Below are 26,490 nucleotides of genomic sequence, written 5' to 3' on the forward strand. Positions count from 1 at the left end.
GTATAATAGAAGAAGTGCTCAAAATCCGGTGCCCAGAGCCTCCGGTCATTTTTTATTACAGACAGCCCCAGCAACAGAATGGGCTTTAAGGAGTTATTATGAACGAAAAAGAAATTTCAGAGATTCGCCGGCGCTTTCGGCCGGAAAAAAGCAACATCACCAATATCTGCGGATGTTATGTTAACACCAGCAAGGAGATTGTTTCTGAGTTTAACCAGTCTATTGCTTTGATGACAGAGGATGAAAGCGAAAAATTTATCGCCATTCTCAAGAAAACCCTTTCCGGCACCTTGAATAAAAACTTGCTTCCTATTGAATTTACCACCCAGCAGGTGGTGAGCGGGGAGGAGCACAAGCTGCTTATGTCCCTGAGGGATTCAGTGCTCAAGGATGAAGAGGCTATCCAGAACATCTTTAAAAAGGTGATTGAAGCTATCACTCTTGAGGAAAACTACCTGATTTTGTTGGCTTATGATACCTATGATATTCCTTATCGCTCCAAGGATGGGGGTAAGCCAGATGATTCTTCTGAGGTGTTCTCCTACATAGTTTGCAGTGTATGCCCGGTGAAAATGACCAAATCGGCCCTCAGCTATTATGCACACACCAATGAATTCCACTCCAGTGCGGCGGATTGGATTGTTTCTCCCCCTGAAATGGGCTTTATGTTCCCCGCCTTTGATGACCGCTGCAGCAATATTTACGGCACCCTTTACTACACCCGGGATGCCGCAGAAAGCCGCGAAGAGTTTGTGCAGGCTGTCTTTGGATGTGAAGCGCCTATGCCGGCTGTGGAGCAGAAGGAAACCTTTCAGGCAATCCTCAGCAGCACGCTGGAAGAAGAATGCAGCTTTCAGACGGTTCAGCTTGTTCATGAACAGCTGCAGGAAATGATAGAGGAGCACAAAGCCAATAAGGAAGAGGAGCCCCTGACCATTTCCAAGGGTAATGTCAAGCAGATGCTTCGGGCACACGGCGTTTCCGATACACATATAGAGGCCTTTGAGGAGCAGTTTGACCAGCAGTTTGGCTCTGAAATGACACTCAGCCCTAAAAATATTGTGGATGTAAGGCATATGGAGCTTACAGCGCCCAATATCAAAATTCAGGTCAGTTCCAGCCGTGAAGGATTGGTGGAAACCAGGGTGATTGATGGAGTCAAGTATATCCTGATCCGCGCTGAAGAAGGCATTGAGCTCAATGGTGTTCCGGTGCATATTTCCTAATATAAAAGACACATCTATATATAAAAAAGGAATCCGCTGATTTGCAACAACGGATTCCTTTTTTATATGGAAATCTGCTAAAATTTATAACAATTTTTTAAGGAAAAACGGAATTGCCACCGTCACTGATCTGGATGCGGGCCGCTATGTTGTTCGGGAGCTGGAAGCTCCAAGAGGTTATGGGATCAGTGGAGAACATCAGACGGGGTTCTCTCACTGGGAATGGAACAGCATCCTGCGCCTGAGCCTATTGTACAGGCTTTCACTTTAGGCTCAATTAATCCTGCCAGCGATGCTTTCAAAAGCTTACCCAGCCACCATATAATCGGTGGGCCCCTTTACAGTTGTATATATCCCTGCTTCATTTCATTTTGCACTGTCCAGCTTAGCTGCCGCTTCTTGTAAGGTAGAAACAAAAAAGGCAGTATTTCCCTTATTGCTTTCATAGATAAAATCCTGAAGGGGTTTGCTTGTATAACCCGAATAATCGCCCACAAAGGCCACCTTCATGTTGTAGTTTGAAAATTTTTGCAGCACTTCACCGGCAAAGCCGCTGCTCAGAATGAAAAAATGATCTGCAAAGGAAGCTTTGTCAAAGATCAGCTTTCTGCAGCCTGTATCATAGTTTGCAGACATAATGATATCAAGAGCTGTTTGAGCATCTGTGATTTTTTCTGCCTCGGTAATGTAGACAATATCTTTTGCCTGCCCCAATATTGTGTAATTCATATGCTTTCTCCTTATATTTTTCTCAGTGTATCGCATATTTGCTTAAAAGACAAGCATATAAAAATCAGCCAGCTCTCCCTAAAGAAAGGATTGCTGGCTGACTGTGTTTTATTCGTCCGGTCTTTCCAATATTGAATTCAGTGAATTATCAATGTGGGTCTTGGAATAAATGTAGGCAAGCTCCAGGTTCTTTTCACGGATGCTCTCCAGAATCATGCCATGATATTTAATGGCATGATCGGGGCCGGTGCTGTGATAAAGAGCCATTTGATAATCGGTCAGCAGATCGGTCATCAAAGCCGATAGCTGGGCAATCATAACGTTGTGGGTGCCCTGTGCAATGATATGGTGAAACTCGTTATCATAAAAACGAAACTGCATCACATTATCCGCGGAGCCAAGCATTTTCTCGTAGTTTTTTTCAAGCAGATGCATATCCTCATCGGTGCATTTTTTAATGAAAAGCTCAGTGTTATATGGATCAAACATGCGCCGGAATTCCAAAACCGTTATCATGGTTTTTTTATTGAGAGGATAATAGACCAATCCCATCAGGGAGGAGTGCTCAAATTCCGTTACATAGGTACCTGACCCTTGCAGTTTTGTGAGCACCTGCAACGCGGATAATTTTTCGATTGCCTGCCTTACGGCAATGCGGCTGACCTGTAATTTTTCGCACAGCTTTGCCTCTGTATCTATCTGCATGCCCGGCTTCCATTCTCCCGAACGGATTTGGCCTACAATATGATCAAAAACCTGATTGCTTGCTTGATTACCATACGCCATACCTCTTCCCCATTCCAACTTATCATTATAGTAGAACGCCTGTTAAACGGTTATGGCCGTTAGCAGGGCAGCCCAAAGGGGTTGTCATGCGGTGCGGATACACCGCATGAATTCGCTCTTCATAGTCGTTTGTGACATGTTTTATGCGCAAATGACCATATAGTATAGTTTCTACTTTTTACCTGTTTCTGTCAACACTTTTTGACGCTTTTGTGAGGAAGAGTAAGCGGCAAGGCCGATAAGGGTAGCCACATAGGGAATGGCTTGAACTGCCTCAGCGGGAACATTCAGTGTTTGCAGAACGTTGGAAAGTGCGTTGGCAATACCAAAGCCAAAGGCCGCCAGGAAAGTAGGCAGCGGCATGGCTCCGCCCAGATTCTGCGCCGCAATAGCCATAAAGCCACGGCCGGCAACCATATCTCTGGCAAACCAAGAAAGATAACCCATAGACATATAAATACCGCCAAGGGAGGCCAGCAATCCACCGATAATCAGGGTCAAGAACTGTGTTTTAATTACGTTGATGCCAACGCTGGCCGCTGCGTTGGGGTTTTCACCCACTGTGCGGATACGAAGCCCCAAGGGTGTTTTGAAAACAAGAATCCACACAATGATAACAGCCAAGAAGCTGAAATAGGTCAGAACATTGTGCCCTGAAAGAACGGTTCCCAAGAATGGGATATCCTTGATAAGGGGAAGCTCCACATTGGGGAAGCTCAGGCTCCTCAGTGAAGTGGAAAGGCCCTTGTCGTCACACAGCACATACAGGAAGAAGATGGTTCCGCCTGTTGCAAAGGTGTTCAGCGCAATGCCGGTGAGAACCCGGTTAGCATTGAGCATCAAGTTAAAGTAGCCCATCAGCAGCATGATGCCTACACCGCCTGCACAGCCGGCCAAAAGGCCCACAAACAGGTTCTGGGAATAGGCGCTGCCCACAACGCCGCAGAAAGCCGCGGTCAGCATCGAACCCTCAAAAGCGATATGCAGCACACCGCCACGGTTGCACACCAGTGCAGCGAGAGCGCCAAATAAGAGGGGAGTGGTGATACGGATAACGGAAAATAAGAAGTCCGCAGAAAAAATACTCGCTAAAACACTATTCATTTACCGCAGCTCCTTTCATTTCCAACTGCGCATTGGCAGCCTTGACCAGTTGCTTGTGCTTGGTTTTGTGCAGGAAACGCTCAGCAACCACCAGCATGATGATAATGGCCTGAATGATGTTAACAAGCTCAATGGGAATATCGCTGGAGCGCTGCATAACATCGGCGCCTACCTGAACATAGGCAAGGAACAGTGCGGCAAAGGGAACCAGCTTGGGGTTGTAGCCCGCAATGATTCCAACCAAAATTCCATTAAAGCCGTGGCCTGTCTGCCCTTGGTACTGGAAGCGGGAATACATACCCAAAAGCTCAACAGCGCCGCCAAGACCTGCCAAGAAACCACCGATCAGCTGGGCTTTCATAATAACGCCGTTAACAGGGATTCCCGAATAAGCCGCAAACTCCGGGTTTTTACCCACAGTCCGAATCTCGTAGCCGAATTTGCTTTTATAGAGATACAAATAACCGAAAACCACCACAATGGCCGCAATAATAATACCGGCATGGATGTTGGTTCCCTTGAGTATACCGGGAAGCTCGGCTGTTTTGGCAATCTTATAGGAGGATAAGAAGCCTGCCGAAGGGTCACGCAGTATGTGATTGATGACACCCAAGGCGATGTAAAGGCTTGTCCAGTTCACCATGATACTGCTGACAACTGGCTTGGAGCCAAACTTGACATACAGACCTGCCGGAACAGCACAGGCGAGCATACCAAAGATTCCGCCCAAGAGCATCGAAAACAGCGGATGGAGAACAGGAGGGAGCTGCAAGGTGGTTGCGATGACAGTGGCACCCAATGCACCCAGCAAAAAGCCGCCTTCAACAGCCATGTTGGTCTGATTGGCCGAGAAGATAAAGCACACGCCAACGCCTGTAAAGATAAGGGGGGTCATAATTTCAATGACATTGCCCATTCTGCGCTTGGTTGTCAGAGGGCCCACAACAAAGCTGTAAATAGCGCCCAGCGGATCATCGCTGATTAAAAGAATGATAATCATGGCAATGCCCAAGGCAATGCCAACCGCCAGAATAATCCGCAAAAAATTAAATTGCTTTTCAACCTCTTTTGGGGTTTTAATCTTAGCAGGCTTTGTAAGTATGTTACGCATAGCTTGCCACCCTTCCTATCTGATCCGGAGACATCTTTTTAAGTCCCAGCATATATTCGCCCAATTCATCCTCAGTAACAGTGCTGGCATCCTCAAAATAGGCAACAATGCTTCCCTCGTTCATAACAATCAGGCTGTCGCTTACTTCCATAACCTCGTTAAGATCGGCACTGATCAGCAAAACGCCTGCACCCTTATCCCGGAGCTCCACCAGCTTTCTGCGAATAAATTCGCTGGCACCAACGTCAATTCCACGTGTGGGCTGGTTGGCAATGATGAAATCCGAGTGGGAGGTAAACTCTCTTGCGGCAACCACTTTTTGCATGTTTCCGCCGGAAAGCATACGAATGGGCTGATCCTTCCCATCGCACTTTACATTGAATTCCTTAATCAGATCATCGCTGAGGGTATCGATCTTTTTGGAATCCAGCAAAACGCCTTTCTGGAAATCGGGCTTGTAGTAACGATCGGCTATGATGTTGTCAGAAATGGAGCCGTCTCCCACAATTCCATAAACCATGCGGTCCTCTGAAATATGGGAAACACCTGCTTCACGGATTCCCCTGACATTGGTCTTCCGAACGTCCACCTTGTCGGTGCCAACCCGGATGCTGCCTTCAAACAATGTATCCATACCGGTGATGGCTTCGGAGAGCTCTTTTTGCCCGTTGCCTTCTACCCCGGCAATGCCTAGGATCTCGCCCCGGCGAACAGACAAGCTCACATCATTGAGAACCCGTTTTTGCCCATGCCCGTATTTGATCATATTTTTAACTTCCAGAACCGCTTCCTTAGGCTGTGCCTTGTCTTTGTCGATTTTGAGAACAACGTCTCTGCCCACCATGAGTCTGGAAATATCTTGTTCCGTAATATTTTTGATTTCTTCCACTCCAACGGAGCGGCCGTTACGCATAACGGTTATTCTGTCACACAGTTCGGTAATCTCGTTCAGCTTATGAGAGATAAAAATAATGGTATAGCCATCTTTTTTCAGGTGTTTCAGCTCAACGAACAGTTCTTTTGTTTCTTGTGGTGTCAACACAGCGGTGGGCTCATCCAGAATCAAAACCTTTGCTCCTCTTACAAGAGCCTTTAAGATTTCAACCTTTTGCTTTTGCCCGACAGAGAGATCCTCTACTTTGGCTGTTGCATTCACTTTAAAGTTGTATTTGCTGGCCGATTCGTTTGTAATACGCACAGCTTCCTTCATATCAAAAAGCCCATGCTTTTTCGGTTCCATGCCCACCATCAGGTTTTCTGCAACCGTCAGGGAAGGAACAAGCATAAAATGCTGGTGCACCATTCCAATGCCATAATTAATTGCCACTGTGGGATTATCGATATGGATTTCTTTCCCGCGAAGCAGAATTTGACCCTCTTCGGGTTTTTCAATTCCGAACAGGATTTTCATAAGTGTGCTTTTTCCGGCACCGTTTTCTCCTACCAAGGCATGAATCTCACCCTCGGCCACCCGAAGATTTACATTTTTGTTGGCAACAAAACCGTTGGAGTAAACCTTGGTGATATTTTCCATAGCAAGAATAGTACTATCCATAACGCCTCCGGTACAGTCGTAAACGACTTGTTGAAATTTTGACAGAAGCCGAAATCGTTTCTATTTCGGCTTCTGTATGCTATTCTTTTTTGCTTCTAGTTAAACAATTACTTTGCGGAATCTTTGATAGCGCTCAAAGTTTCGTTATCCATACCAACAGCGGTCTGAACTTTAACATCGCCAGCCATGACACGAACTTCCATCTCGGTCAGCTTGTCCTGCTGCTCTTTGGTAAGAATGGTCTGGAAATTCTCGTTCTTGGCTGCGCCAACTGCACCATCAGCCAAGCCGGTCTGTGCATAGGAACCCCACACCAGATTGCCTTCAATAGCAGCGCTCAGTGCGTTGAAAACAGTTTTGTTAACCTTTTTCTGCATGGATGTTACGATATATTTTGCAGTTTCGGGAGAAACATCCTTGAGAACAGTGTACTGATCGGAATCAACGCCAATGGAATAGGCCTTTTTCTCAGCAGCACCTTCCAAAACGCCCAGACCTGCACCACCAGCAACCTGGAAAACGACATCTGCGCCCTGGTTGATCTGTGCAATGGCCATTTCTTTTGCCTTGGCAGTGTCTTTGAAATCACCTACATAGGAGATCAAAACCTTAACTTCTTGGTCAACGTCTTTGGCACCTTGGATATAACCTACAAGGAAGTCGTTGATGGAGGTGTTTTCGCCACCGGCCACAAAACCAATAACTTTTTCTTTGTTGGCAAATTCGGCGTCAGAGGAGGTCAGCATAGCGGCAACAGCGCCAACTGCATAAGAACCTTCGTTCTGGAGATGCTCAACACTGTAAACGTTGGGAAGTGCAAGGTCATCCTTTGCATCATAGAGAACAAACTTCTGCTCAGGGAACTCTTCAGCTACCTCTTGCAGAGCTTCTTTGATGTTGTAGGTACCACAAACAATGATATCCCACTCGGGATCTTCTGCAAATTCGGTGAGTGTGGGGATCTGCTTGGTGGCATCGCCGCCCAGCTCAACAATTTTGGTGCGGAAGCCATATTCCTCTGCGGCTTCCATAAGGCCCTGCTTGGAAAGATCGCAGAAAGATTTGTCGCCCAGATTTGTGTTGATGATCAGTGCAACGCCAATTTCTTCAACAGGCTTGCCAAATCCATTGTCTGCTGTTGCGGGGGTCTCTGTATTAGCTGCTTCAGAAGCAGCGGCGGGAGCGGAAGTACCCTCCTGCTGTTCCGGTTTGCTTTCCTTGCCTGTGCAGCCTGCCAGCAACCCTGTCACCAATACCAGTGATAAGAGAAGTGAAAGTGCTTTTTTCATTACTGTTCCCTCCAAAAAATATTTCAATATGTTATCCTGCCCGTGCAGGAAGGGGACTAAATTAGTTTTGGGGATGCTGCAACTGCTTAAGCACCCTACCGGAAAAAATTTTGATGGATTGGTTGAGAAGGGGGCCGGTGAACACAATCGCAATCACAGTTCCGATGCCCCACGTTGCCCCCAGCAGAACACCGCCGGCAACCAAAATGATATCCTGCAGAATCTTGGCCTTGGAGGTAGACATGCCTGCTCTTTCGCACAAGACCTTTACCAGACCCTCCAGTGCGCCAAAGCCTCTGTCCACTGCCACATAAAGCCCCAGGCCTGTGCCCATCAAGACAGTTCCCAGTACTGTACACAATATCCGTATCGCCAAGTTCATCTCTGCGATATTCAGTCCTTGCAGCAAAGCGTTAAAAATATTCACCCAAGGCCCTATAGTAAACACACAGAGCACCGTTCCGATGTTAATGTGTTTTCTTTCCAAAAAGAAGAGTACGATTAAAAGGAGAATATTCATCACCATATTGGCTGTGCCGTAAGAGATGGAAAGCAGGTTATGTATTCCGTCACTAAAAGTTGCCATAGGTGAGGAACCTAAAGAAGCTGCATAAAATAGAGCGGTTCCAAAGCTTGAAATCATAAGACCAATTTCGATTATTGCGGTCGCAAAAAGCAATTGAAAGATATTACCTTTTGGTTTTGCACTATCTAGGATTTTCATTGACATCGTGTTAATTTCTCCGAATTCTCGCTTTTTTTGACTAATTTACATAATATATTACTTTAGCGACGAAGTCAACGGGGTTTTTGTTGTTAATTTTAACAATAAAAAATCAAATTCATATTACAACTTACTGAAAATTCAATTTGAAAGTTGTAATATGAATTTGATTTGCTATAATGGTTATAAATAAGTAGAATGTTTTATAATAGGAATGATCTGTTATAAGGAAAGTTGAGGCTTGCATGGAAAAAGAATTGATGCATCATATTAAGTGCGGAGTTGGGGATGTTGGCCGGTATGTTATTCTGCCGGGTGACCCCGGCCGTGTGGAAAAAATCGCCGCACATCTGGATAACGCTCAGCACGTTACCACTTACAGAGAATACAATACGTGGACAGGTACATTGGATGGAGAAAAGGTTTCGGTAACCTCCACCGGCATCGGCGGGCCAAGTGCCGCTATCGCTGTGGAAGAGCTGATTAAGTGTGGAGCGGATACCTTTATCCGTGTGGGTACATGCGGCGGTGTTGACCCGGCACCGGTTCCGGGCAGCCTGATTATCCCCACAGGTGCTATCCGCAAAGAGGGAACCGGGCGCGAATATGCTCCCATTGAATTCCCGGCAGTTCCTAACTTCGATTTGGTTTGTGCACTGAGGCAGGCCGGCGAAGCGCTGGGCAATACATGCCACTTGGGTGTTGTGGAGTGTAAGGACAGCTATTATGGCCAGCACGACCCTGATTCTATGCCGGTGGGAGATGAACTGGTTGCCAAATGGAAGGCTTGGAAGAAAGCCGGTGCTCTTGGCAGCGAGATGGAAAGCGCTACCCTGTTTGTGGTTGCCGGTGTGAGACGTACCAGAGCCGCCACTGTTCTTCTGCTGTGCCGGAATCGGGAACGTGAAGCTCTCACAGGGCTCACCGATACCTATTGGGATACCGAGGATGCCATTAAAACCGCTGTTGAGGCTCTTCGCATTACCATTCGGAACGATAAAGCGAAAAAATAGTAATTTTTATGCCCCTGTCCCTTCCGTTATTTAAAGGATTGCAGGGGATAGCTTTTTGGCAAGAAAACCCCCATCCGCTCAGCGGATGGGGGTTTTTTAGGCAAAAACGGATTGAATCAGTACCATATATACCACAGTGCCGGAAACAATGCTGATGAGACTGTTTCGCTTCCAAAGCTGCATCCCCACCGTTACGGCAATTGCCAGAAGTTCCGGCAGGCCATGGGGCCAAAGAGAAGGCTGCACCGACTTTATACAGTAAACCAGCAGCATCCCGATGGTGGCACAGGGCAGGGCGCTCCCAAGATAGATGATGTATTTGGGGGTGGGCTTGTCCCCGGGAAAAAGCCAAAAAGGGAGGGCTCTTGTTAATAGGGTGGCCACCGCAATAATCGAAATGGTAATCAGCGCTTGTGCTGGAGTCATTGCGCACTCCTCCCTTCCACCTGCTTACGGCCCAAGGTGAGCAAAGCCACCATCAGCACCATGGCAGGCAGTATAAAGTGGTCTGGCCCGAAAATAGCAAGACAAACAGCCGAGCCGCCAAGGCCGATGAGAGCAGGGAGGCGGTTGTGCTTTGCTCTAAATTGCTCGGCAAAAATGGAGGCGAAAAGAGCGGTCATCACAAATTCGATGCCCTGTGTGTTAAAGGAAAGCTGAGAGCCCAATAATCCTCCCAATATACAGCCCAGAATCCAATAAAGCTGGTCTAAAAGTGAGATGTAGAAATAAAAGAGAGGCTTGGAGGCGTTTTCCGGCGGCGGGGTGGAATACAGCAGGGAAAAGGTCTCGTCGGTGAGAGAGAAGACCAGATAGGGCTTGAGCTTGCCGGTATCCCGAAAGCGCTCCAGCATGGAAAAGCCATAAAAGATGTGCCGGGCATTGACCATTAAAGTGATCAATAGAGTTTTCAGGGGTGCGAAAGCGTTGGTCAGCAGGTTAACTGCCACAAACTGCATGGAGCCTGCATAAACGGTGATCCCCATTAATCCTGCCCATAGAAAATTATAGCCTTGGCTTTGCAGAAGAATCCCGAAAGCCATCCCCATGAATATGTAGCCGGTCATAACCGGTATGGTTTGAGAAAAGCAATATTTTAAGAGCCCCCTGTGTTTCATCATTCACCTCGCTGAAATAAAAGATGTCGATTTTTCCGGCATTTTGTCGGAAGCAAGCAGTCAGCACTGAACAGTATACAGAATTTGCACAGTAAAAACAAGGTCGCACATCCTTAAAAAGTAGCTATACCCTCTCTTTATAACGGAAAAAGCCTTTTGTGAGCGAATTTGTGCCCCCAGCAGGACATATATTGTAGCATAGTAGGAGAGAGGGAAGGGTGCTGGTATGCTATATAATTCTGAAAAGCTGTTTAAAAAAGCCGCTGTTATTTTAAGCGCAGCTCTGCTTTTGCAGTTGGGTCTCCTTATATATGGGGGATACAGGCGGGTGGTTGCGACTCAGGCTTCTTCAAAGCCGTTGCCCATTTATTCCGTGGAAACGGATCAGAAAGCGGTGGCCTTGGGGATCAACTGTGCTTGGGATAACGCAGATATTCCCCAGCTGATTGATATTCTGGAAAAGGCAAAGGTGAAAGCCACCTTTTTTGTGGCTGGCACTTGGTGTGATGATTACCCGGAATCGGTAAAGGCACTGGCGCAGGCCGGGCATGAAATCGGGAGTCATTCCGATAACCACAAAGATATGGCGAAGATGACCCCCGAGGAAATCTTAAACCAGATTCACCGCTCAGAGGAGAAGATTACTGCCCTGACAGGGGAACGGCCCACACTGTTTCGGACCCCTTCCGGCAGCTACAGCGATGAGGTTATCACACTGCTGGTGCAGGAGGGTTATTATCCAATTCAGTGGGATTGCGACAGTGTAGACTGGAAAAATCCCTCCCCTGAGGAAATGGTAACCAAAATTATGGATAAGGCAGGGAACGGCTCCATTATGCTGTTCCATTCGGGAGCGAAAAACACACCCGAGGCCTTGCCACAAGTGATTGCCGCTCTGCAAAAGAAGGGGCTGAAGGTGGTTCCGGTCTCCCAGTTGATTCACAAGGGGCCTTATGTGGTGGATTACACAGGCAGGCAAAGCCCTCTGGTTTCAAAATCCAAGTAAAAAGGTTTGGCAGCTTTCTGCTATATGGTGTATACCCCTGGGCAGTCTTGTATGTTATACTAAGTGATATAAAGGGCTGTTTCCGAAAGGGGCACCCAGGATCTTAACAATACAAAGGATGGTGAGAATATGCTTTCCTTTCTGAAGAAGGAGAAGCCCCCCATTGTAACGGCTATTATTGTTTCAGCGGGCTCCTCCTCCCGGATGCAGGGTGTGGATAAGCAGTGGCTGGAGTTGGATGGAGAGCCGGTGCTTTCCCGCTCCATTGCGGCGTTTCAGGCCTGTGAGCCGGTGACCCGGATTGTGGTGGTCACCCGGGAGGATGCGGTTCCCGATGTGTATGCCATGGTGCAGGATTGCGGCTTTAATAAGGTTTTCAGCGTTGTAAGCGGGGGTGAAACCCGCCAAAAGTCGGTGAAAAACGGTGTGGAGGCGGCAGGCGGCGATACCGCTTATTTTGCCATTCACGATGGAGCCCGCCCCCTGGTGGAGCAGGAAACCATTCTTGCCTGTCTGGAAAAGGCTATGGAGTGCGGAGGGGCAGCGGCGGGGGTACCGGTCAAGGATACCATTAAGGTGTGCGGCCCCGATGGTCGTGTTCTTTCCACGCCTCAGCGCAGCGGCTTGTATGCTGTGCAGACACCCCAGATTTTTGAGGCGGCCCTTTTCCGCCACGCCATTTTCATGGCAGATGCGGCCGGGCATACTTTCACCGATGACTGCCAGCTGGTGGAGCAATCCGGCAAGCAGGTGTATATTACCCCCGGCAGCTACTCCAACCTGAAAATTACCACTCCTGAGGATGTGGCGGTTGCCGAGGCAATCTTATTTGCGCAGAGGGAGGGGATACCGGGATGGCGAATATAAGGATTGGGCACGGTTACGACGTTCACCGGCTGGTACCGGATCGCAGGCTGATTTTGGCCGGAGTGGAAATCCCCTATGAGCGGGGGCTTCTCGGCCATTCCGATGCCGATGTTCTGGCTCATGCCATCAGCGACAGCCTACTGGGTGCACTGGCTCTGGGTGATATCGGGCGGCATTTCCCCGACAGCGACCCTGCCTTTAAGGATGCAGACAGCATGGAGCTGCTTGCTCATTGTTTTGGTTTGATTCGGCAAAAAGGCTATGCTTTGGGGAATCTGGATGCCACCATTGTGGCGCAGGCGCCCAAGATGCTGCCCTATCTGGAGCAGATGACAGCAAAGCTGGCGGTTGTTTTAGAAGCAGACCCTTCGCAGATTAATTTAAAGGCTACCACTGAGGAGGGGATGGGCTTTACCGGACAAGGTGAGGGCATGGCGGCTCATTGTGTCTGCCTGCTGGAAAAAAAGTCTGGCACTGCTCCTCATTGGGCAAGATAAAGGTGAGCAACATCGCCATAGCCTGTTTTCCGACTGCCTGATTTTTCTGGAGTCAACTCCTTTTCATGTATGAATACCACTTTTCGTGCCGGAATGGCTTAGTGCAGGGGCTATGGGGGCATATGCTCCCATGTTGCTTGTTGGCCTTTTTAGGCATATTCAGACAGTGAACACCTCCAAGCCTTACAGCATAAACTGTTAAAGCGACTTTCTATTTTTTGCGGTGCCTTGAAAAGTCTCTGTGGAAGATTCTTCGACGCCGGCACCCCGCTATTTTCAATCTGCCTTTTACTCCGAGTTGGAATGGCTGCATCCTTTTTCGGCGGATAAGGGCATATTGGTTTTTTAGGGGGGAATAGCAAATTCGCTTTATTCCCAGTATGTGAGGTGACGCAGGTGCAAAAGCACTTTATTTATTTAACGTCGGTGACCTATGCGGTTCGAGGGCAGCGGCTTCTGGCTCAAAGTGGTATTGTAACCAAGGTGAGCAAGGATACGGTTAATATTCGCAAGTATGGCTGTGGATATGGGCTGGAGCTGCGGGGAGACCCCAGCACAGCGGTTCAGCTTCTGCAGCAGGCAGGTATACGAGTGGTGGAAGTTGTAAACATGGGGATGTGATTCTGCCAAAAGGCGGAATCCTTTTGAATCGAATGATCTGGAATTTGGCAGGCCGCTGGCCCAAAAAGCGGCAGCCGCATCCGCAGGCCGAAAGCCCCGGCCTTTATACTCATAATAGCTTCAAAACTGTTATGCAATTTTAAAGCTGCGGTCTTTGCCCGCAAACACGCATAGCGTGCGGATGAGTATGAAGCCGGTATAGACCGCCCATGGCGGTTAGCGGCGATTGCCGCTGTTTAAAACCGCATTGCGGTTTTAAACCTATACAACTATAAGCCTTGTGTCTTGTGGCAGAAGGGAGTATTCCATGATTTATTTTGACAATGGGGCAACCACATTCCCGAAGCCACAGTCCGTTCATAGGGCAGTGGGAGAGGCTCTGACACGCTATGGTGCCAACCCCGGCCGCAGCGGGCATCAGATGTCTCTTCAAACCGCTATCAAGGTTTATGACAGCCGGGAAGCGGCAGCACAGCTTTTGGGAGCGGGAGCGGTAGAGGATGTAGTTTTCACCCAAAACTGTACCCAGGCATTGAACATCGCCATCAAAGGGGTGCTGCGGCAGGGAGATCATGTGATCATTTCCGATCTGGAGCACAACTCAGTTCTGCGCCCTATCCACACCCTTGCGGAAAGAGGGATCATCACCTATTCGGTGGCAAGCACCGCACAGGATGATGAAGAGACCGTGGCGGCCTTTGAAAATCGGATCCGCCCCAATACCCGGCTCATTATCTGTACCCACGGTTCCAACGTGTTTGGAATTCGTCTGCCCATTGAAAAGCTGGGCCAGCTGTGCCATAAAAAGGATATCCTTTTTATGGTGGATGGCGCCCAGACAGCCGGTGTAGCGGAAATTGACGTAACCAAAATGGGGATCGATTTTTTCTGCACGGCAGGACATAAAAGCCTTTACGGGCCTTCCGGAACCGGGCTTTTGATTACACCTCTTGGCAATGTGCTGGAAACCGTGATGGAAGGCGGAACCGGCACCCGTTCCATGGAATACAGCCAACCGGAGAGTATGCCGGACCGGCTGGAAAGCGGAACGGTGAACACCATGGGGATTCTGGGGCTGGGCGCCGGGATCGGTTATGTAAAGCAAAAAGGCATCCAAAATATTTACAATCAGGAGATGGCGGTGGGAGAAACCATTTTCAATCGCCTGAGCCGTATGAATAATATTCTCTTATATACCAATACCTTTGAAAGAGGAAAGCACCTGCCGGTTATTTCCTTTAATATTGAAGGTGTTTCTTCCGAAGAGACAGTTGCCAAACTGGATCAGCAGGGCTTTGCACTGCGGGGCGGATTTCACTGCTCACCCCTTGCTCATCAAAAAATGGGGACTGACCAAACCGGCACAGCCCGCATCAGCATAGGCTCCTTTAACACAAGGGAGCAGGCCGAGAAACTGTGCATGGCTATAAAAAAAGTTGCGGGTTAGCATTGAATTAACGGCTCTATGTGATACAATAGTATTTATAGATTAATAAAGAGGCTCTCCCAAGGGGGATGCCCGGCACGGAGGACGTTACCGATGGTCGAATTGCAGACGATGCTGAGCAATTTAATAGCCAATTTCAACAGTATCCTCAAGACCATCAAATTAAAGGATATTATTGATATACTTGTCATTGCCTATCTGCTGTTTCAAGCCTTTAAGCTGGTGCGTGAAACAAGGGCCATGCAGCTCGTTAAAGGTATTATGGCAATTTTGCTGCTTTATTTTATTTCCAGCCCCAGTCTTTTAAATATGATTGCCCTGCATTTTGTGATACAGAACATTCTGGCTGTTGGGCTTATTGCTTTTGTGGTGCTTTTTCAGCCGGAAATGCGCCGGGCGCTGGAGCATGTGGGGCGCACAAAGCTCGGGGATCTTGCTCATTTTGGGGATAGCTCGGAGCAGGCCAGAGCAGAACAGGAACGCATGGTTACTGTAGTCTGTGAGGCGGCTTCTGTGCTTTCCAGCCAGAAAACAGGCGCACTTATGGTGATTGAGCGCCAGACACGTTTGGGTGAGATTATCAACACCGGCACAGTGGTGGATGCATACCCTTCTACCGAACTGATCTGCAACCTGTTTTTCATCAATTCCCCCCTTCATGATGGCGCCATGGTTTTTAGAGGTACAAGAATTTATGCGGCTGGGTGCTTTCTGCCGCTTTCCAACAATATGGAGATCAGCCGGGAGCTGGGAACCCGCCACCGGGCCGCTTTGGGTATGAGCGAGGTTTCGGATGCGGTGATTGTGGTGGTTTCGGAAGAAACCGGCGCTATTTCGGTGGCCCTTGAATCCAAGCTGCAGCGCAAGCTTTCGGTGAAAAATCTGGATCGCCTGCTGCGTGCCAAGCTTTTGGGAAATACTGCGGAGGAAGCGGCCGCCCAGCCTAAAAAGCGCTTTCCTTTCTGGAAGGGGAAAAGCAAATGAAATCCTTTTCGTTTAAAAAGCTTTTCGAAAATGACCGGGTCATCGTTGTTCTTTCCATTTTGGCCGCCTGTTTTTGCTGGCTGCTGGTGGTTACCACCAACAATACCAAAACCAACCAGACCATCCGGGGTGTCCCGGTGGATTTGGAGATTCAATCCACTGCGGTGAGCGCCATGGGGCTGAATGTGATCGAGGGCGGAGACACCAAAGTGGATGTAACCGTTTATGGTGATCGTTCTGTAATCGGCCAACTTAAACCGGAGGATCTGCACATCACGGCCCGCATGAGTGATGTGGTGGGGCAGGGTACCTATGACTTGGAGGTTCGGCCGGTTACCACAGACAGCGACTTTGAATATGTTCAGTTTTCACCCGGAACCATCCGTATCAAATTTGATCAGCTGGTTACCCGCAAGTTTAAGATTGAGCAAATTATCAACGGTATTTCGGTATCACCGGGCTATATTCTGGATCAGCAGCAGCAGTATGCGAATCCTGCCGAGGTGGAGATCACCGGCCCTAAGGTGGAGCTGGATAAAATCGATAAATGTGTTGTGGTGGCTGAGCTTGAGGAGCCTTTGGAAAAATCTTATGTGACAGATTTGCCCATTCAGCTTTGGGATGCCAACGGCAACACCATTAATTCGGATGATAAGCACCTGACCATCAACCATTCGGAATCCCAGCTGGTGATCCCTGTATTGAAATACAAAGAAATGCCGCTGGTGGTGGAATATCTGAATGTGCCTTCCGGATTCCCGCTGGAGGAGCTTTCTCCCACACTTTCGGATGAGATTGTTGAGTTGGCTGGCCCTGCCGGTATTATTGATGCTCTTTCTGAAATCCGGTTGGGTTATATTGATATGAAGTATCTGGATTTGGATCGAGCAAGCTATACTTTTGATCTGGAGATGCCTTCTACCCAGTTTGTCAATTTGGATAACATCAACAGCGTAACGGTGACCTTTGATCTGGAGGATTTCAGCGAATCCTATTTCAACATCACCGACATCAAGATGGTGAATATCCCCAACAACTTTGATATTAAGCTGGTTTCCACTTATATCTACAATGTAAAGTTTGTGGGAGACCCGGAGGTTCTGCGGAATTTATCAGCCGGAGATATTGTGGCAGAGATCGATTTTTCCCAGCGTACCGTTACCACTGGGCAATATAAGGTGCCGGTCAATGTTAGTGTCCCTTCTAAGGGCCTTGTCTGGGCAGTGGGAGATCAAAGCGCTGTGATACAGGTTACTGAGAAGTAAAGTATAGGCTTTTACAGGATATGAGGATATACAGCGGCGGCGCAGCCCATGTTGGGAGGCGCCGCCACTATGTTGAAAGGATGTATACAAATGGCGATATTGGTATCCGGGCTGCGCCTCGAGCTGGAGGAAAACGCTGAAACCTTAAAAGGGAAAGCCTCCAAACGGCTGGGAATCAGGCCCGAGCAAATAGAAAGCTTTCATCTGGTGAAGAAGGCTGTGGATGCCCGGCGCAAGGGCAAGCCCTTTTTTGTCTGCACGGCGGCTGTGGGGTTAAAACAAAACGAACAAGCACTGGTACAAAGCCTTGATTCTCCCCAGGTTACCCTGCAAAAAGAAGAAAAGCTGTCGGTCGTTTTTGGAGACAAGCCGTTGGAGTATCCACCGGTTGTGGTGGGCTTTGGCCCGGCTGGTATGTTTGCGGCGCTTCTGCTGGCACGAAACGGTTTTCGCCCTGTAATTTTGGAACGGGGCGGGGATATGCAGCAGCGCACACAGGCAGTCAAGGCCTTTTGGGAAACCGGCCTGCTGAATGATTCCACCAATGTACAGTTTGGTGAGGGAGGTGCGGGCACCTTTTCCGACGGCAAGCTGACCACCCGCATCAGTGACCCACGGTGCCGCTATATTTTGGAGGAGCTGGTGGCGCATGGAGCACCGGAAGAAATTCTCTTTCAGGCAAAGCCCCATGTGGGAACCGACCGCCTGCGCAAGGTTGTTATAGCCATTCGGGAAGAAATTATCCGTCTGGGCGGAACCTTCCACTTTGAGACACAGCTGTTGGATTTAAAGCTGGCTGGCGGCAGGTTCTGCGGCGTTGTGACCAGCCGGGGTGAAATACCGGCACAGACGGTGCTGCTGGCTATTGGTCACAGCGCCCGGGATACCATCAAGGCACTCCATGACCGTGGTGTTTCCGTTGAGCCTAAGGCCTTTTCGGTGGGGGTACGCATTGAACAGCTTCAAGCCGATATAGACAGGGGCCTGTATGGGGAATATGCCGGGCACCCTGCTTTGCCCAAAGGAGAATATCAGCTTTCCCACCGGGAAGGGGAGGCGGGGGTTTATACCTTCTGCATGTGCCCCGGCGGGCTTGTGGTGCCTGCCGCCTCTGAGCAGGGGGGCGTGGTAACCAATGGTATGAGCTACTATGCCCGGGATGGAGTGAATTCCAATGCGGCGTTGGTGGCATCGGTATCCCCGGCGGATTGGGGCGGCGAGCCTTTAGGCGGCATGGCGTTTCAGCAGGGGCTGGAGCGGACGGCTTTTGCGGCAGGCGGCGGTACTTTTGCGGCACCGATTCAGACTGTGGGGCGCTTTTTGGCGGGCAGGCCCGGGGCGGAGCTAAAGGATATTGCGCCTACCTATGCCAGTGGGACAGCACCGGCCGATCTGCAAAAGGTGCTGGGTAAGACTTTGGCTGACCGACTGCGGCAGGGACTGCTCCGATTCAACCGAAGGCTCCCCGGTTTTGGAAGAGACGATGCGGTGCTCACAGGGGTGGAAACCCGAACTTCCTCGCCGGTGCGGATTCCTCGAGGCGAAAATTTGCAGGCCCCGGGCATAGAGGGGCTGTATCCCTTAGGGGAGGGTGCAGGCTATGCGGGAGGCATTGTCAGTGCGGCCGTGGATGGTCTGCGGGGAGCGCAGGCGGTGTTGGCACTTTATGCCCCGCTGGATTAGCAGCACGTAGCTTTGTGGTCTGAATTGGTTGAGAGCTGTATTTCCAGCTGGCCCGGCCGGTCTCACAGCGCCAAAGGCGCTTGAGCGGCGATGCTTACGGCATCGCCGGAGCCGGTGCATTCTGCACCGGTCACCGGCCGGGCCATGCCTTTTCCTCGGCACACATCCCTTGCTGGGCGCGTATACTGATAATACGAATGGTTCTGAACCTCACCGAGCTCTCCAACAAAACCGCCAAGCGTTTTGAGGCAGAGCTTATGGAACGGATATATCTGCTCACTATAGTAGCCAAACTTGAAAACAATGTGTTTGTTTTCAAAGACATATATCCCGCCGGGTGCCCAGGGTCCATCCGAGCCGCAGAGGAGGGCAATCCTCCGGCGGTTTTCCATATGAAAAGGATGTGTTGATCAGAGTGAAAATCGGTGTCGCATTATCGGGCTGTGACATCGGTGGTGTTGCCGCATACAGCGCGTTGCAGGAGATAGAAAACCAGGGCTTTGAAATTGAGATGGTTTCTTCCAGCGGAGTTGCCTCCATGTCGGGGGCTATGTTTGCTTTGGGCTGTGAAGAAGAAATCTACAGGCAGGCCATGGATAGCTTTATGGCTGATATCCGGACTGATGGAATGGATACAGCCATTTATAATCTTTCCCAACGAATCCAAAACAGCCCCCAGACCAGAAAAATTCCCTTAGCTATCAATTCTGTCAATATGGCAGATCAAAAAACAGTTACCTTTACCAATGATTTTGTGCTCAGCTCTCAAACCGTTATGACCTACCCTCTGCAGGAGCTGTATGATGCCTTCAGTGCGTCCATCAGTCAGGTGGAAGGTTTGGGTTATTATCGTTTCATAGGTTATCGTTTATGTGATTACAGTATCTTACATGGCTGTCCTCTCTATCCTTTGAGGATGCAGGGGATCAAACACGTTGTATCCATCTCTTTTATGCCGGAAAGGCTTTCGACCCCCTATGAGGCCATGGCAAAAAAGATTGTTGATCAGTCGGCACTGGGGGCGGATTGGCATTTGACCCTGCGGATGCCTGCAAACAAATCCCCCGCCGAGTATATGGAATGGGTGTCGCTTCAAGTCAATGCCTTTGCGCTGGGAATAAAAGCCACCCTTTAAATCCTAGAATCCGCTGAAGTGGCTTGGCGGAAAATCACATACTTTTCCGAATTTCTGAAAGAAACAATGGAGCCTCCATCATTATGGTGGGGCTCTATTGTTTATATTATTAAGTAAACAAGAGTAAAATAGAGATAAAATGAGAAAAGCGCCGTTTTTTTTACTAAAAATAGGGGGCTCAGATAAAAAAATATACTTTGATAACCAAAATTGCAACAAATCTATTGAAATGTTGCAATTTATTGGAGTATACTATTGATCATGCACAAAGAATGCAAAACGGTTTGGAGGAGTATGAATGCAGTTTAAAAACAAGCAGCTGCAAGAGGTTTATGAAGTGGTTTGCGCACGAAACAGCGGCGAACCGGAATTTTTACAGGCTGTTCAGGAGGTTCTTGAATCTTTGGAGCCGGTAATCGATCTGCACCCTGAATTTATGGAAATGGGTGTGGTTCAGCGTATGGTAGAGCCTGAGCGCTTTATCCAGTTCCGGGTTCCTTGGGTGGATGATGCCGGTAAGGTTCAGGTGAACCGGGGCTTCCGTGTTCAGTTTAATTCCGCCATTGGACCTTACAAAGGCGGCCTGCGCTTGCATCCCTCAGTAAATGCCTCTGTCATTAAATTCCTCGGCTTTGAACAAACCTTTAAAAATAGCCTCACCGGCCTTGCCATGGGCGGTGGTAAGGGCGGCTCCGATTTTGACCCCAAGGGTAAATCGGATATGGAAATCATGCGCTTCTGCCAGAGCTTTATGACCGAGCTTTCCCGGCATATTGGCGCTGATACCGATGTTCCCGCTGGTGATATTGGTGTGGGCGGCCGTGAGATTGGCTTTATGTATGGCCAGTATAAGCGCCTGCGCAACGAATTCACCGGTGTTTTGACCGGTAAAAACCTTCTTTGCGGCGGTTCCTTGGTTCGCACAGAGGCCACCGGCTATGGTCTCCTTTATCTGACAGAAGAAATGCTCGGCTGTATGAAAAAGGATTCTGTCAACGGCAAGACCTTGGTCATTTCCGGTTCCGGCAACGTTGCCATCTATGCGGCTGAAAAAGCCACCGATCTGGGCGGTACTGTTGTGGCCATGTCCGATTCCTGCGGCTACATATACGATCCGGCCGGCATTGATTTGGAGGTCATGAAGCAGCTTAAAGAAGTTGAGCATGCCCGCATCTCCGAGTATGTCAAGCGTGTTCCCAATTCCGAATATAAAGAAGGCTGCCGCAATATCTGGAGCGTCCCCTGCGATATCGCACTGCCCAGCGCAACCCAGAACGAGCTGGATCTGGAAGGTGCAAAGCTGCTGGTCTCCAACGGTGTTATTGCTGTTGCTGAAGGCGCCAACATGCCCAGCACTCCTGAAGCTGTAGAATATTTTCAGGAACATGGTGTTCTGTTTGCCCCTGCAAAGGCAGCCAATGCTGGCGGTGTAGCCACCAGCGGTTTGGAAATGGCTCAGAACTCCCAGCGTATGCGCTGGAGCTTTGAAGAGGTGGATGCCAAGCTGAAAGATATCATGGTTTCCATCTTCCACAATGCTTATAATGCAGCCAAGGAATATGGCTGTGAGGGCAATCTGGTGGCTGGTGCCAACATTGCCGGATTCCTGACTGTGGCTAAGGCCATGCTGTGGCAGGGTATTGCGTATTAAGGCATTGTTATACAAGGCCTTTCAATAGCTTTTAATCCTTTAAGGCTTGATTAAGGCGCGTTGGCCTATATTGAATAAAAGAGAGAACTTCTTTGACTGGTAATTACCAATCAAAGAAGTTCTTTTTTTAGAGCTTATCAGTGAAAGAGTTTCAGTTTTTATATGGTGACGGGTAGAATGCGCCTAAAAGGCGATGATATTCCTAATTAATGCAATCAAAATTAAAATTTGCGGTCAAACTTATTCTGATCGCCAGAATATTACTTGGTAATATGTACCATAATCAACTAAGATCATAATAATTCTATAGGTGGAAGTTTTTAATACGGAAAATGGGGTTGTTCTGGTTTGAGAGAATGTCCAAGAGAATATAAAATGCCCAATTAAACGAAAGGGGTGATTCAGTGCGCTTTTTTGACAAGCTGTTCTGGCGGCTGAAAGAACAGCAAAAACAGAAAAATAAAACAGCCGAAACAGCCGAAAGCAAAGAAAACAGCCTTTCTATCCTTTCGTCCAGCCTTCAGAAGAATCTGGATACAATCAAGGCGAAATTTGATGAAAGTGCAGATCTTGTTATCCGTGAATTTACCTTTGGAAATACTCAAAATGGAGAGATTAAGGCGGGTCTGGTTTTTCTGGATGGGCTCGCGAATCTCCCTTTGATAAACAATGATATCATCAAGCCGCTGATGTACGACAGCCGCATTTTCGCCACGGAGGAATCGGAAGATGTTTCGCATATGGATCAAATACGGAATAGACTGATGGCTGTTGGCGAAGTGAAAACAGTCTATACCTACGACGATGTAATTAATTCCTGCTTGTCAGGCAATGCAGTTTTCTTGGCCGAAGGGTTCCGCAAAGCCTTGGATATCGGTGCAAAAGGGTGGGAAAAAAGGGCGGTCACTGAGCCCACCAGCGAAACAGCAATCCGCGGCCCCCGGGAAGGCTTTACTGAAAATCTGCGAACCAATACCTCTATGATCCGCAGAAAAATTAAGGATCCGGCACTGAAAGTTCGCTCTGCTGTAATCGGAAAGCGCACTCACACGCAGATCAACATCCTTTATGTAGAAGGCATAGTCGATCCGGATTTGGTTCGTGAGGTTGAGCGGAGACTCAAAAAGATTGATACCGATGCGATACTGGCCGCCGGCTATGTGGAGCAATATATCGAAGATTCACCGTTTTCGGTGTTTCCCACCATTTGGTGCAGCGAAAAACCAGATGCCGTTGCAGGCAAAATTTTGGAGGGCCGGGTTGCGGTTGTGGTGGATGGTGCCCCCTTTGTGATGACAATGCCCATGCTGTTTATAGAAAACTTTCAAAGCGCAGAGGATTATATCGCACGCAGCTATTATGCAACCATCATGCGTTTGCTGCGCATGGTTGCTTTTTTTATCTGCCTGTTTGCACCTGCTATATATGTAGCGCTTTCTGCTTATCATCAGGAGCTTATTCCCACCACCTTTCTTTTTTCCATGGCTGCCGCCAGCGAGTCAACTCCTTTTCCGGTTGCAGTGGAGATGGGGGTTATGATGACGATCTTTGGAATTTTGAGAGAAGCCGGTATTCGGCTGCCTCGCCCAATCGGGCAGACGATCAGCATTGTGGGTGCCCTTGTCATGGGTGAAGCCGCTGTGCAGGCTGGTATTGTGGGGGCTCCGGTTGTGATTGTTGTGGCCATGACGGCTGTGTCGAGCTTTGCGGTGCCTTTTATATCGGATGCCCTTACTATACTCTCATGGTTTCTGCTGCTGATGTCAACCATTATGGGAAGCTTTGGCATTACTGTAGGCGTTTTTATCATCATTGTACACCTTACTTCCCTGCGGTCCTTTGGCGCCCCCTATCTTGCGCCGTTTGCTCCCATACAGATGGCTGGTATGAAGGATACTGCAGTGCGGGCACCTTTGTGGACCATGAGCATTCGTCCGCAGGCACTTAATCCGCAGGATTCCAAGCGACGCGGCACCCAATCCCTCTATGACTTCACCCCGAATAAGGATGACCGGAGTAAAAAACCATGATGAAACAAATTGTTCAGGCGGCAGAGAAGACTTTCGGGCAGTTAGCAGCTTCCCTTATCCGCCCATGCGCAAAAAAAGCACGCCGTGTTGCTGTGCTTTTGCTGTGTGTATCGCTTATTCTGCTGCTGTGTTCCTGCTGGAGTCAGCGTGAACTCAACTCGCTGGCGATTGTAACCGGCGTGGCATTGGATGTGGGCGATGAGCCGGATTCCTTAAAACTGACTGCACAAGTGGTGAAGCCGGGAGAGTTGGGGGCCGGCTCATCCGCACAGGGCCACTCTGGAGAAAAAGCTTTTGTAAACATCAGCTATACAGATAAAAGCATTCTTTCAGCGGCTCGGGGGATCACGCATATGCAGAACCGAAGGCTGTATTTTGCGCATAACGATGTTTTGATTTTTAGCCAAGACCTTGCAAAGCAGAATATTGGAGAGGGTCTGGATTCTTTCACACGTGACTATGAAGGCCGCATGAATGTTAACATGCTGATTGCAAGGGATACGGCATCGGAGATATTAAACGAGGATGTGGAGCTTGAAAAGGTACCGGCTATTCATATTTCCGGTATGATGGAAAATCAAAAATCCAACTCAGAAACAGTGATTATGACTTTGCGGGATTTTGCGATCGCTACCTTGAGCGAATCAACCGCTCCTGTGGTTTCTATGGTGGAGCTGTATGAATCCGAGGGGAAGAAATACGCCAGAATGCAGGGCACAGCGGTTTTTAAGCAGGGAAAAATGATCGGAGAGCTCAACACGGCGGAAACGCGGGGCCTTTTGCGGATCACCGACAAGGCAGTGGCCGGTGCCGTGACGGTGGAAACAGAGTGGGGGCAGGTTGTTTTAGAAATCCAGTATTCTAAAAGCAGGCTGAAACCTGTGAAGGCAGCAGATGGCAGTATTCACATGGAGCTTGTCGTCGATGTAGATGGGGTCCTTCAAAGCAACGAAACCTACCAGGATATGTCGACACCTGAAAATGTTGAAATGCTTAAAGGAAAGATGAAAGAATTTATTCTCTCGGATATTGACAGCGCACTTGCCAAAGCAAGAGAACTTTCAGCCGATGTCTTTTCTTTTGGAGATGCCATCCATCGTGAATATCCCAAGGAATGGAAGCAAATAAAAGACAGCTGGGAAGAAGAATTTCCTAAGATTCAGCTGAATACCCAGATCAAGGTTGAATTGCGTTCCACCAGTGGTTTGATTAAACCGATCGTTCCCGGAGGTGCGAAGTGAAGACAAATAGCAGCAGTATATCCCCACTTGATTTGGCACTTAGTGTTTTTTGCTTTATGCAGGGCACTGTGTTGCGTTCGGGGTATATTATTAACATCACACGGCAGGATTCTTGGGCTATGGCCATTACCGGGTTTCTGTTTATGCTGCCGATTTTAGGTGTTTATGCGGGACTGATAAAAAAATTCCCCGGAAAAAACCTCTTCGAGATTGATGATATTGCGTTTGGCCCTGTTTTAGGGAAAATAGCTTCTGCGCTTTATCTGTTTTTTTTCGTGACACTGGCGGCACTGAATATGCGTGATTTGGGCAACTTTGTTGTGGATTTCATCATGCCTGAAACACCGCTTATAGCGATTCTAATGATTTCTTTGATTGGATGTGTTTATGCAATTCGCAAAGGAATCCGCAATATCATGCACTTATCGGCTTTTGTGGCCATCATTGCCATTGCCTCCATTATAATGAACTCCATACTGGTTCTTAAAGATATTGAGCCCGGATTTTTAAAACCGATTTTCCAGTTGGAGCCTATGAAATATGTGCATGGTACAGTATCCGTAGGTTCCCTTCCTATGGGAGAGGTTGTGGTTTTCCTGATGTTTATACCGATGTTGGGCAAGGGTTCTAAAGCATCCAAACCCATTCTGGTGGGATTGATTCTTTCAGCCCTTTCTATGGCACTTGTTATTTTGCGTGATATTGTAACCTTGGGGCCCTTGGTTGCCATTGTATCGCTGCCTTCTTTTGAATCGGTGCGGTATATCAGCCTTGCAGGTATTCTCACCAGAATGGAAAGCGTTTATGCAGTGGTATTGATCCAACTGTTTCTGTTTAAAATCAGCATTTTGCTTTATTCCTTTACTTTAGGGCTCACGCAGCTATTAAGCCCCAAAGACAGTGTTCCTGTCAGCATCGGCGTCGAGAGCAGAATATATGAAGGGGGTCAGCTTCAATGCGAAAGAAACCGGCCGCCCCTCCTGTTTCTTTGCGCAGCGCTGGTCTTTTTCTATTCCCTTATTATCTTTCAATCTGTGATGGAAAACATGGATTGGGGTGCAACCACAGCACCTTTCTTTTCGCTGACTTTTGAATTTTTGCTGCCCGCCGCTACTTTGCTGACGGCTTGGCTGCGAAGCTTTGGCAAAGCCCGGGAGGTAAAAGCGTGAATATATTGCTGGTGCTCTTGGCTTTTGCCGGTATCGGTGCTATGGATATACCGCATATGGTTGCCGGTAAGCGGTGGCGTGACCTTGTTGTCTATTCAATTCTCTTTCTGTTGGTTCTTACACTGGGGATGATTGTTGCTATGGATATTAGGCTGCCAAGCACCATCAAGGTGATTCAGGCGTTTTATCGGGACGTGTTGGGCTGGAGTTTCCACCCGAATTAAAGGCAAACCCCTCTT

25 protein-coding genes are annotated in these 26,490 nt (G+C 48.5%); 16 read left to right on the top strand and 9 right to left on the bottom strand.

The window, feature by feature from the left end; translation table 11 throughout:
- Positions 1-98: 98 nt before the first annotated feature.
- Complete coding sequence (locus tag U6B65_01180; protein ID WRS27771.1) at positions 99-1,226, top strand: DUF4317 domain-containing protein; 1,128 nt, start codon at positions 99-101, stop codon at positions 1,224-1,226.
- Between the two features lie 366 nt (positions 1,227-1,592).
- Here U6B65_01180 and U6B65_01185 read toward each other — a convergent pair whose 3' ends face one another.
- The 7 genes from U6B65_01185 to U6B65_01215 all read right to left on the bottom strand — a co-directional run bounded on the left by U6B65_01185 (position 1,593) and on the right by U6B65_01215 (position 8,530).
- Entirely contained in the window at positions 1,593-1,955 is a 363-nt protein-coding gene (locus U6B65_01185) for a DUF4180 domain-containing protein (protein ID WRS27772.1), read from the bottom strand.
- 108 nt (positions 1,956-2,063) lie between these two features.
- Positions 2,064-2,741, bottom strand: coding sequence for an FCD domain-containing protein (locus tag U6B65_01190; GenBank protein WRS27773.1), 678 nt, complete (start codon positions 2,739-2,741; stop codon positions 2,064-2,066).
- Between the two features lie 171 nt (positions 2,742-2,912).
- Positions 2,913-3,845 (bottom strand): ABC transporter permease, encoded by a 933-nt coding sequence (locus U6B65_01195; protein WRS27774.1) that lies wholly within the window; start codon positions 3,843-3,845, stop codon positions 2,913-2,915.
- Positions 3,838-4,956: an ABC transporter permease gene (locus U6B65_01200; protein WRS27775.1), complete on the bottom strand. Its 1,119-nt coding sequence runs from the start codon at positions 4,954-4,956 to the stop codon at positions 3,838-3,840. Before U6B65_01200 ends, U6B65_01195 begins: the two co-directional genes overlap by 8 nt.
- Positions 4,949-6,511 (bottom strand): ABC transporter ATP-binding protein, encoded by a 1,563-nt coding sequence (locus tag U6B65_01205; protein WRS27776.1) that lies wholly within the window; start codon positions 6,509-6,511, stop codon positions 4,949-4,951. The genes U6B65_01200 and U6B65_01205 overlap by 8 nt, the downstream gene beginning before the upstream one ends.
- 107 nt (positions 6,512-6,618) lie before the next feature.
- A complete protein-coding gene (locus U6B65_01210) occupies positions 6,619-7,800 on the bottom strand; it encodes a BMP family ABC transporter substrate-binding protein (protein WRS27777.1) in 1,182 nt (393 codons plus the stop codon).
- Positions 7,801-7,861: 61 nt separating this feature from the next.
- On the bottom strand, positions 7,862-8,530 hold the full coding sequence (locus tag U6B65_01215) for a YitT family protein (protein ID WRS27778.1): 669 nt from the start codon (positions 8,528-8,530) through the stop codon (positions 7,862-7,864).
- 239 nt (positions 8,531-8,769) lie between these two features.
- Here U6B65_01215 and udp point away from each other — a divergent pair, with 239 nt between their 5' ends.
- Entirely contained in the window at positions 8,770-9,537 is a 768-nt protein-coding gene (udp, locus tag U6B65_01220) for a uridine phosphorylase (GenBank protein ID WRS27779.1), read from the top strand.
- Positions 9,538-9,633: 96 nt separating this feature from the next.
- On the opposite strand, the gene U6B65_01225 is transcribed toward udp, so the two are convergent.
- Both U6B65_01225 and U6B65_01230 read right to left on the bottom strand, forming a co-directional pair.
- Positions 9,634-9,963 (bottom strand): branched-chain amino acid transporter permease, encoded by a 330-nt coding sequence (locus tag U6B65_01225; GenBank protein WRS27780.1) that lies wholly within the window; start codon positions 9,961-9,963, stop codon positions 9,634-9,636.
- Complete coding sequence (locus U6B65_01230; GenBank protein WRS27781.1) at positions 9,960-10,655, bottom strand: AzlC family ABC transporter permease; 696 nt, start codon at positions 10,653-10,655, stop codon at positions 9,960-9,962. The genes U6B65_01225 and U6B65_01230 overlap by 4 nt, the downstream gene beginning before the upstream one ends.
- 226 nt (positions 10,656-10,881) lie before the next feature.
- Here U6B65_01230 and U6B65_01235 point away from each other — a divergent pair, with 226 nt between their 5' ends.
- The 14 genes from U6B65_01235 to U6B65_01300 all read left to right on the top strand — a co-directional run bounded on the left by U6B65_01235 (position 10,882) and on the right by U6B65_01300 (position 26,475).
- Positions 10,882-11,661, top strand: coding sequence for a polysaccharide deacetylase family protein (locus U6B65_01235; protein ID WRS27782.1), 780 nt, complete (start codon positions 10,882-10,884; stop codon positions 11,659-11,661).
- A 129-nt stretch (positions 11,662-11,790) separates the two neighbouring features.
- Positions 11,791-12,528 carry a 2-C-methyl-D-erythritol 4-phosphate cytidylyltransferase gene (ispD, locus tag U6B65_01240; protein WRS27783.1) on the top strand — a complete coding sequence of 246 codons (738 nt, stop codon included), beginning with the start codon at positions 11,791-11,793 and terminating at the stop codon, positions 12,526-12,528.
- A complete protein-coding gene (gene ispF / locus U6B65_01245; protein ID WRS28890.1) occupies positions 12,525-13,025 on the top strand; it encodes a 2-C-methyl-D-erythritol 2,4-cyclodiphosphate synthase in 501 nt (166 codons plus the stop codon). The genes ispD and ispF overlap by 4 nt, the downstream gene beginning before the upstream one ends.
- A 396-nt stretch (positions 13,026-13,421) precedes the next feature.
- Positions 13,422-13,646 (top strand): putative Se/S carrier-like protein, encoded by a 225-nt coding sequence (locus tag U6B65_01250; protein ID WRS27784.1) that lies wholly within the window; start codon positions 13,422-13,424, stop codon positions 13,644-13,646.
- A gap of 307 nt (positions 13,647-13,953) precedes the next feature.
- Positions 13,954-15,093 (top strand): aminotransferase class V-fold PLP-dependent enzyme, encoded by a 1,140-nt coding sequence (locus tag U6B65_01255; protein WRS27785.1) that lies wholly within the window; start codon positions 13,954-13,956, stop codon positions 15,091-15,093.
- 93 nt (positions 15,094-15,186) lie between these two features.
- Complete coding sequence (gene cdaA / locus U6B65_01260) at positions 15,187-16,077, top strand: diadenylate cyclase CdaA (GenBank protein WRS27786.1); 891 nt, start codon at positions 15,187-15,189, stop codon at positions 16,075-16,077.
- Positions 16,074-17,342: a hypothetical protein gene (locus U6B65_01265; GenBank protein WRS27787.1), complete on the top strand. Its 1,269-nt coding sequence runs from the start codon at positions 16,074-16,076 to the stop codon at positions 17,340-17,342. The genes cdaA and U6B65_01265 overlap by 4 nt, the downstream gene beginning before the upstream one ends.
- Positions 17,343-17,432: 90 nt before the next feature.
- Complete coding sequence (locus U6B65_01270) at positions 17,433-19,025, top strand: hypothetical protein (protein WRS27788.1); 1,593 nt, start codon at positions 17,433-17,435, stop codon at positions 19,023-19,025.
- 415 nt (positions 19,026-19,440) lie between these two features.
- Positions 19,441-20,160 carry a hypothetical protein gene (locus U6B65_01275; GenBank protein ID WRS27789.1) on the top strand — a complete coding sequence of 240 codons (720 nt, stop codon included), beginning with the start codon at positions 19,441-19,443 and terminating at the stop codon, positions 20,158-20,160.
- Positions 20,161-20,458: 298 nt separating this feature from the next.
- On the top strand, positions 20,459-21,811 hold the full coding sequence (gene gdhA, locus U6B65_01280) for an NADP-specific glutamate dehydrogenase (protein ID WRS27790.1): 1,353 nt from the start codon (positions 20,459-20,461) through the stop codon (positions 21,809-21,811).
- Positions 21,812-22,215: 404 nt separating this feature from the next.
- Positions 22,216-23,841, top strand: coding sequence for a spore germination protein (locus U6B65_01285; GenBank protein WRS27791.1), 1,626 nt, complete (start codon positions 22,216-22,218; stop codon positions 23,839-23,841).
- Complete coding sequence (locus U6B65_01290; protein WRS27792.1) at positions 23,838-25,082, top strand: Ger(x)C family spore germination protein; 1,245 nt, start codon at positions 23,838-23,840, stop codon at positions 25,080-25,082. Before U6B65_01285 ends, U6B65_01290 begins: the two co-directional genes overlap by 4 nt.
- Positions 25,079-26,251, top strand: a complete 1,173-nt coding sequence (locus U6B65_01295; protein ID WRS27793.1) for an endospore germination permease — start codon at positions 25,079-25,081, stop codon at positions 26,249-26,251. The genes U6B65_01290 and U6B65_01295 overlap by 4 nt, the downstream gene beginning before the upstream one ends.
- On the top strand, positions 26,248-26,475 hold the full coding sequence (locus tag U6B65_01300; protein WRS27794.1) for a hypothetical protein: 228 nt from the start codon (positions 26,248-26,250) through the stop codon (positions 26,473-26,475). The genes U6B65_01295 and U6B65_01300 overlap by 4 nt, the downstream gene beginning before the upstream one ends.
- The last annotated feature ends 15 nt before the right edge of the window (positions 26,476-26,490 follow it).

It is taken from the genome of Oscillospiraceae bacterium MB08-C2-2, assembly GCA_035621215.1.
In the GTDB taxonomy this organism is placed as follows: Bacteria; Bacillota; Clostridia; order Oscillospirales; family Ruminococcaceae; genus WRAV01.

Excerpts from the sequence above, each read along its gene's own strand:
- U6B65_01270 (WRS27788.1), top strand. The coding sequence starts at position 17,433 with ATGGCGATATTGGTATCCGGGCTGCGCCTCGAGCTGGAGGAAAACGCT.
- gdhA (WRS27790.1), top strand. The coding sequence starts at position 20,459 with ATGCAGTTTAAAAACAAGCAGCTGCAAGAGGTTTATGAAGTGGTTTGC.
- U6B65_01205 (WRS27776.1), bottom strand. The coding sequence starts at position 6,511 with ATGGATAGTACTATTCTTGCTATGGAAAATATCACCAAGGTTTACTCC.
- U6B65_01235 (WRS27782.1), top strand. The coding sequence starts at position 10,882 with ATGCTATATAATTCTGAAAAGCTGTTTAAAAAAGCCGCTGTTATTTTA.
- U6B65_01190 (WRS27773.1), bottom strand. The coding sequence starts at position 2,741 with ATGGCGTATGGTAATCAAGCAAGCAATCAGGTTTTTGATCATATTGTA.
- U6B65_01215 (WRS27778.1), bottom strand. The coding sequence starts at position 8,530 with ATGTCAATGAAAATCCTAGATAGTGCAAAACCAAAAGGTAATATCTTT.
- U6B65_01265 (WRS27787.1), top strand. The coding sequence starts at position 16,074 with ATGAAATCCTTTTCGTTTAAAAAGCTTTTCGAAAATGACCGGGTCATC.
- U6B65_01210 (WRS27777.1), bottom strand. The coding sequence starts at position 7,800 with ATGAAAAAAGCACTTTCACTTCTCTTATCACTGGTATTGGTGACAGGG.
- udp (WRS27779.1), top strand. The coding sequence starts at position 8,770 with ATGGAAAAAGAATTGATGCATCATATTAAGTGCGGAGTTGGGGATGTT.
- U6B65_01200 (WRS27775.1), bottom strand. The coding sequence starts at position 4,956 with ATGCGTAACATACTTACAAAGCCTGCTAAGATTAAAACCCCAAAAGAG.
- U6B65_01255 (WRS27785.1), top strand. The coding sequence starts at position 13,954 with ATGATTTATTTTGACAATGGGGCAACCACATTCCCGAAGCCACAGTCC.
- cdaA (WRS27786.1), top strand. The coding sequence starts at position 15,187 with ATGGTCGAATTGCAGACGATGCTGAGCAATTTAATAGCCAATTTCAAC.
- U6B65_01290 (WRS27792.1), top strand. The coding sequence starts at position 23,838 with ATGATGAAACAAATTGTTCAGGCGGCAGAGAAGACTTTCGGGCAGTTA.
- U6B65_01180 (WRS27771.1), top strand. The coding sequence starts at position 99 with ATGAACGAAAAAGAAATTTCAGAGATTCGCCGGCGCTTTCGGCCGGAA.
- ispD (WRS27783.1), top strand. The coding sequence starts at position 11,791 with ATGCTTTCCTTTCTGAAGAAGGAGAAGCCCCCCATTGTAACGGCTATT.
- U6B65_01230 (WRS27781.1), bottom strand. The coding sequence starts at position 10,655 with ATGAAACACAGGGGGCTCTTAAAATATTGCTTTTCTCAAACCATACCG.
- U6B65_01185 (WRS27772.1), bottom strand. The coding sequence starts at position 1,955 with ATGAATTACACAATATTGGGGCAGGCAAAAGATATTGTCTACATTACC.
- U6B65_01195 (WRS27774.1), bottom strand. The coding sequence starts at position 3,845 with ATGAATAGTGTTTTAGCGAGTATTTTTTCTGCGGACTTCTTATTTTCC.
- U6B65_01225 (WRS27780.1), bottom strand. The coding sequence starts at position 9,963 with ATGACTCCAGCACAAGCGCTGATTACCATTTCGATTATTGCGGTGGCC.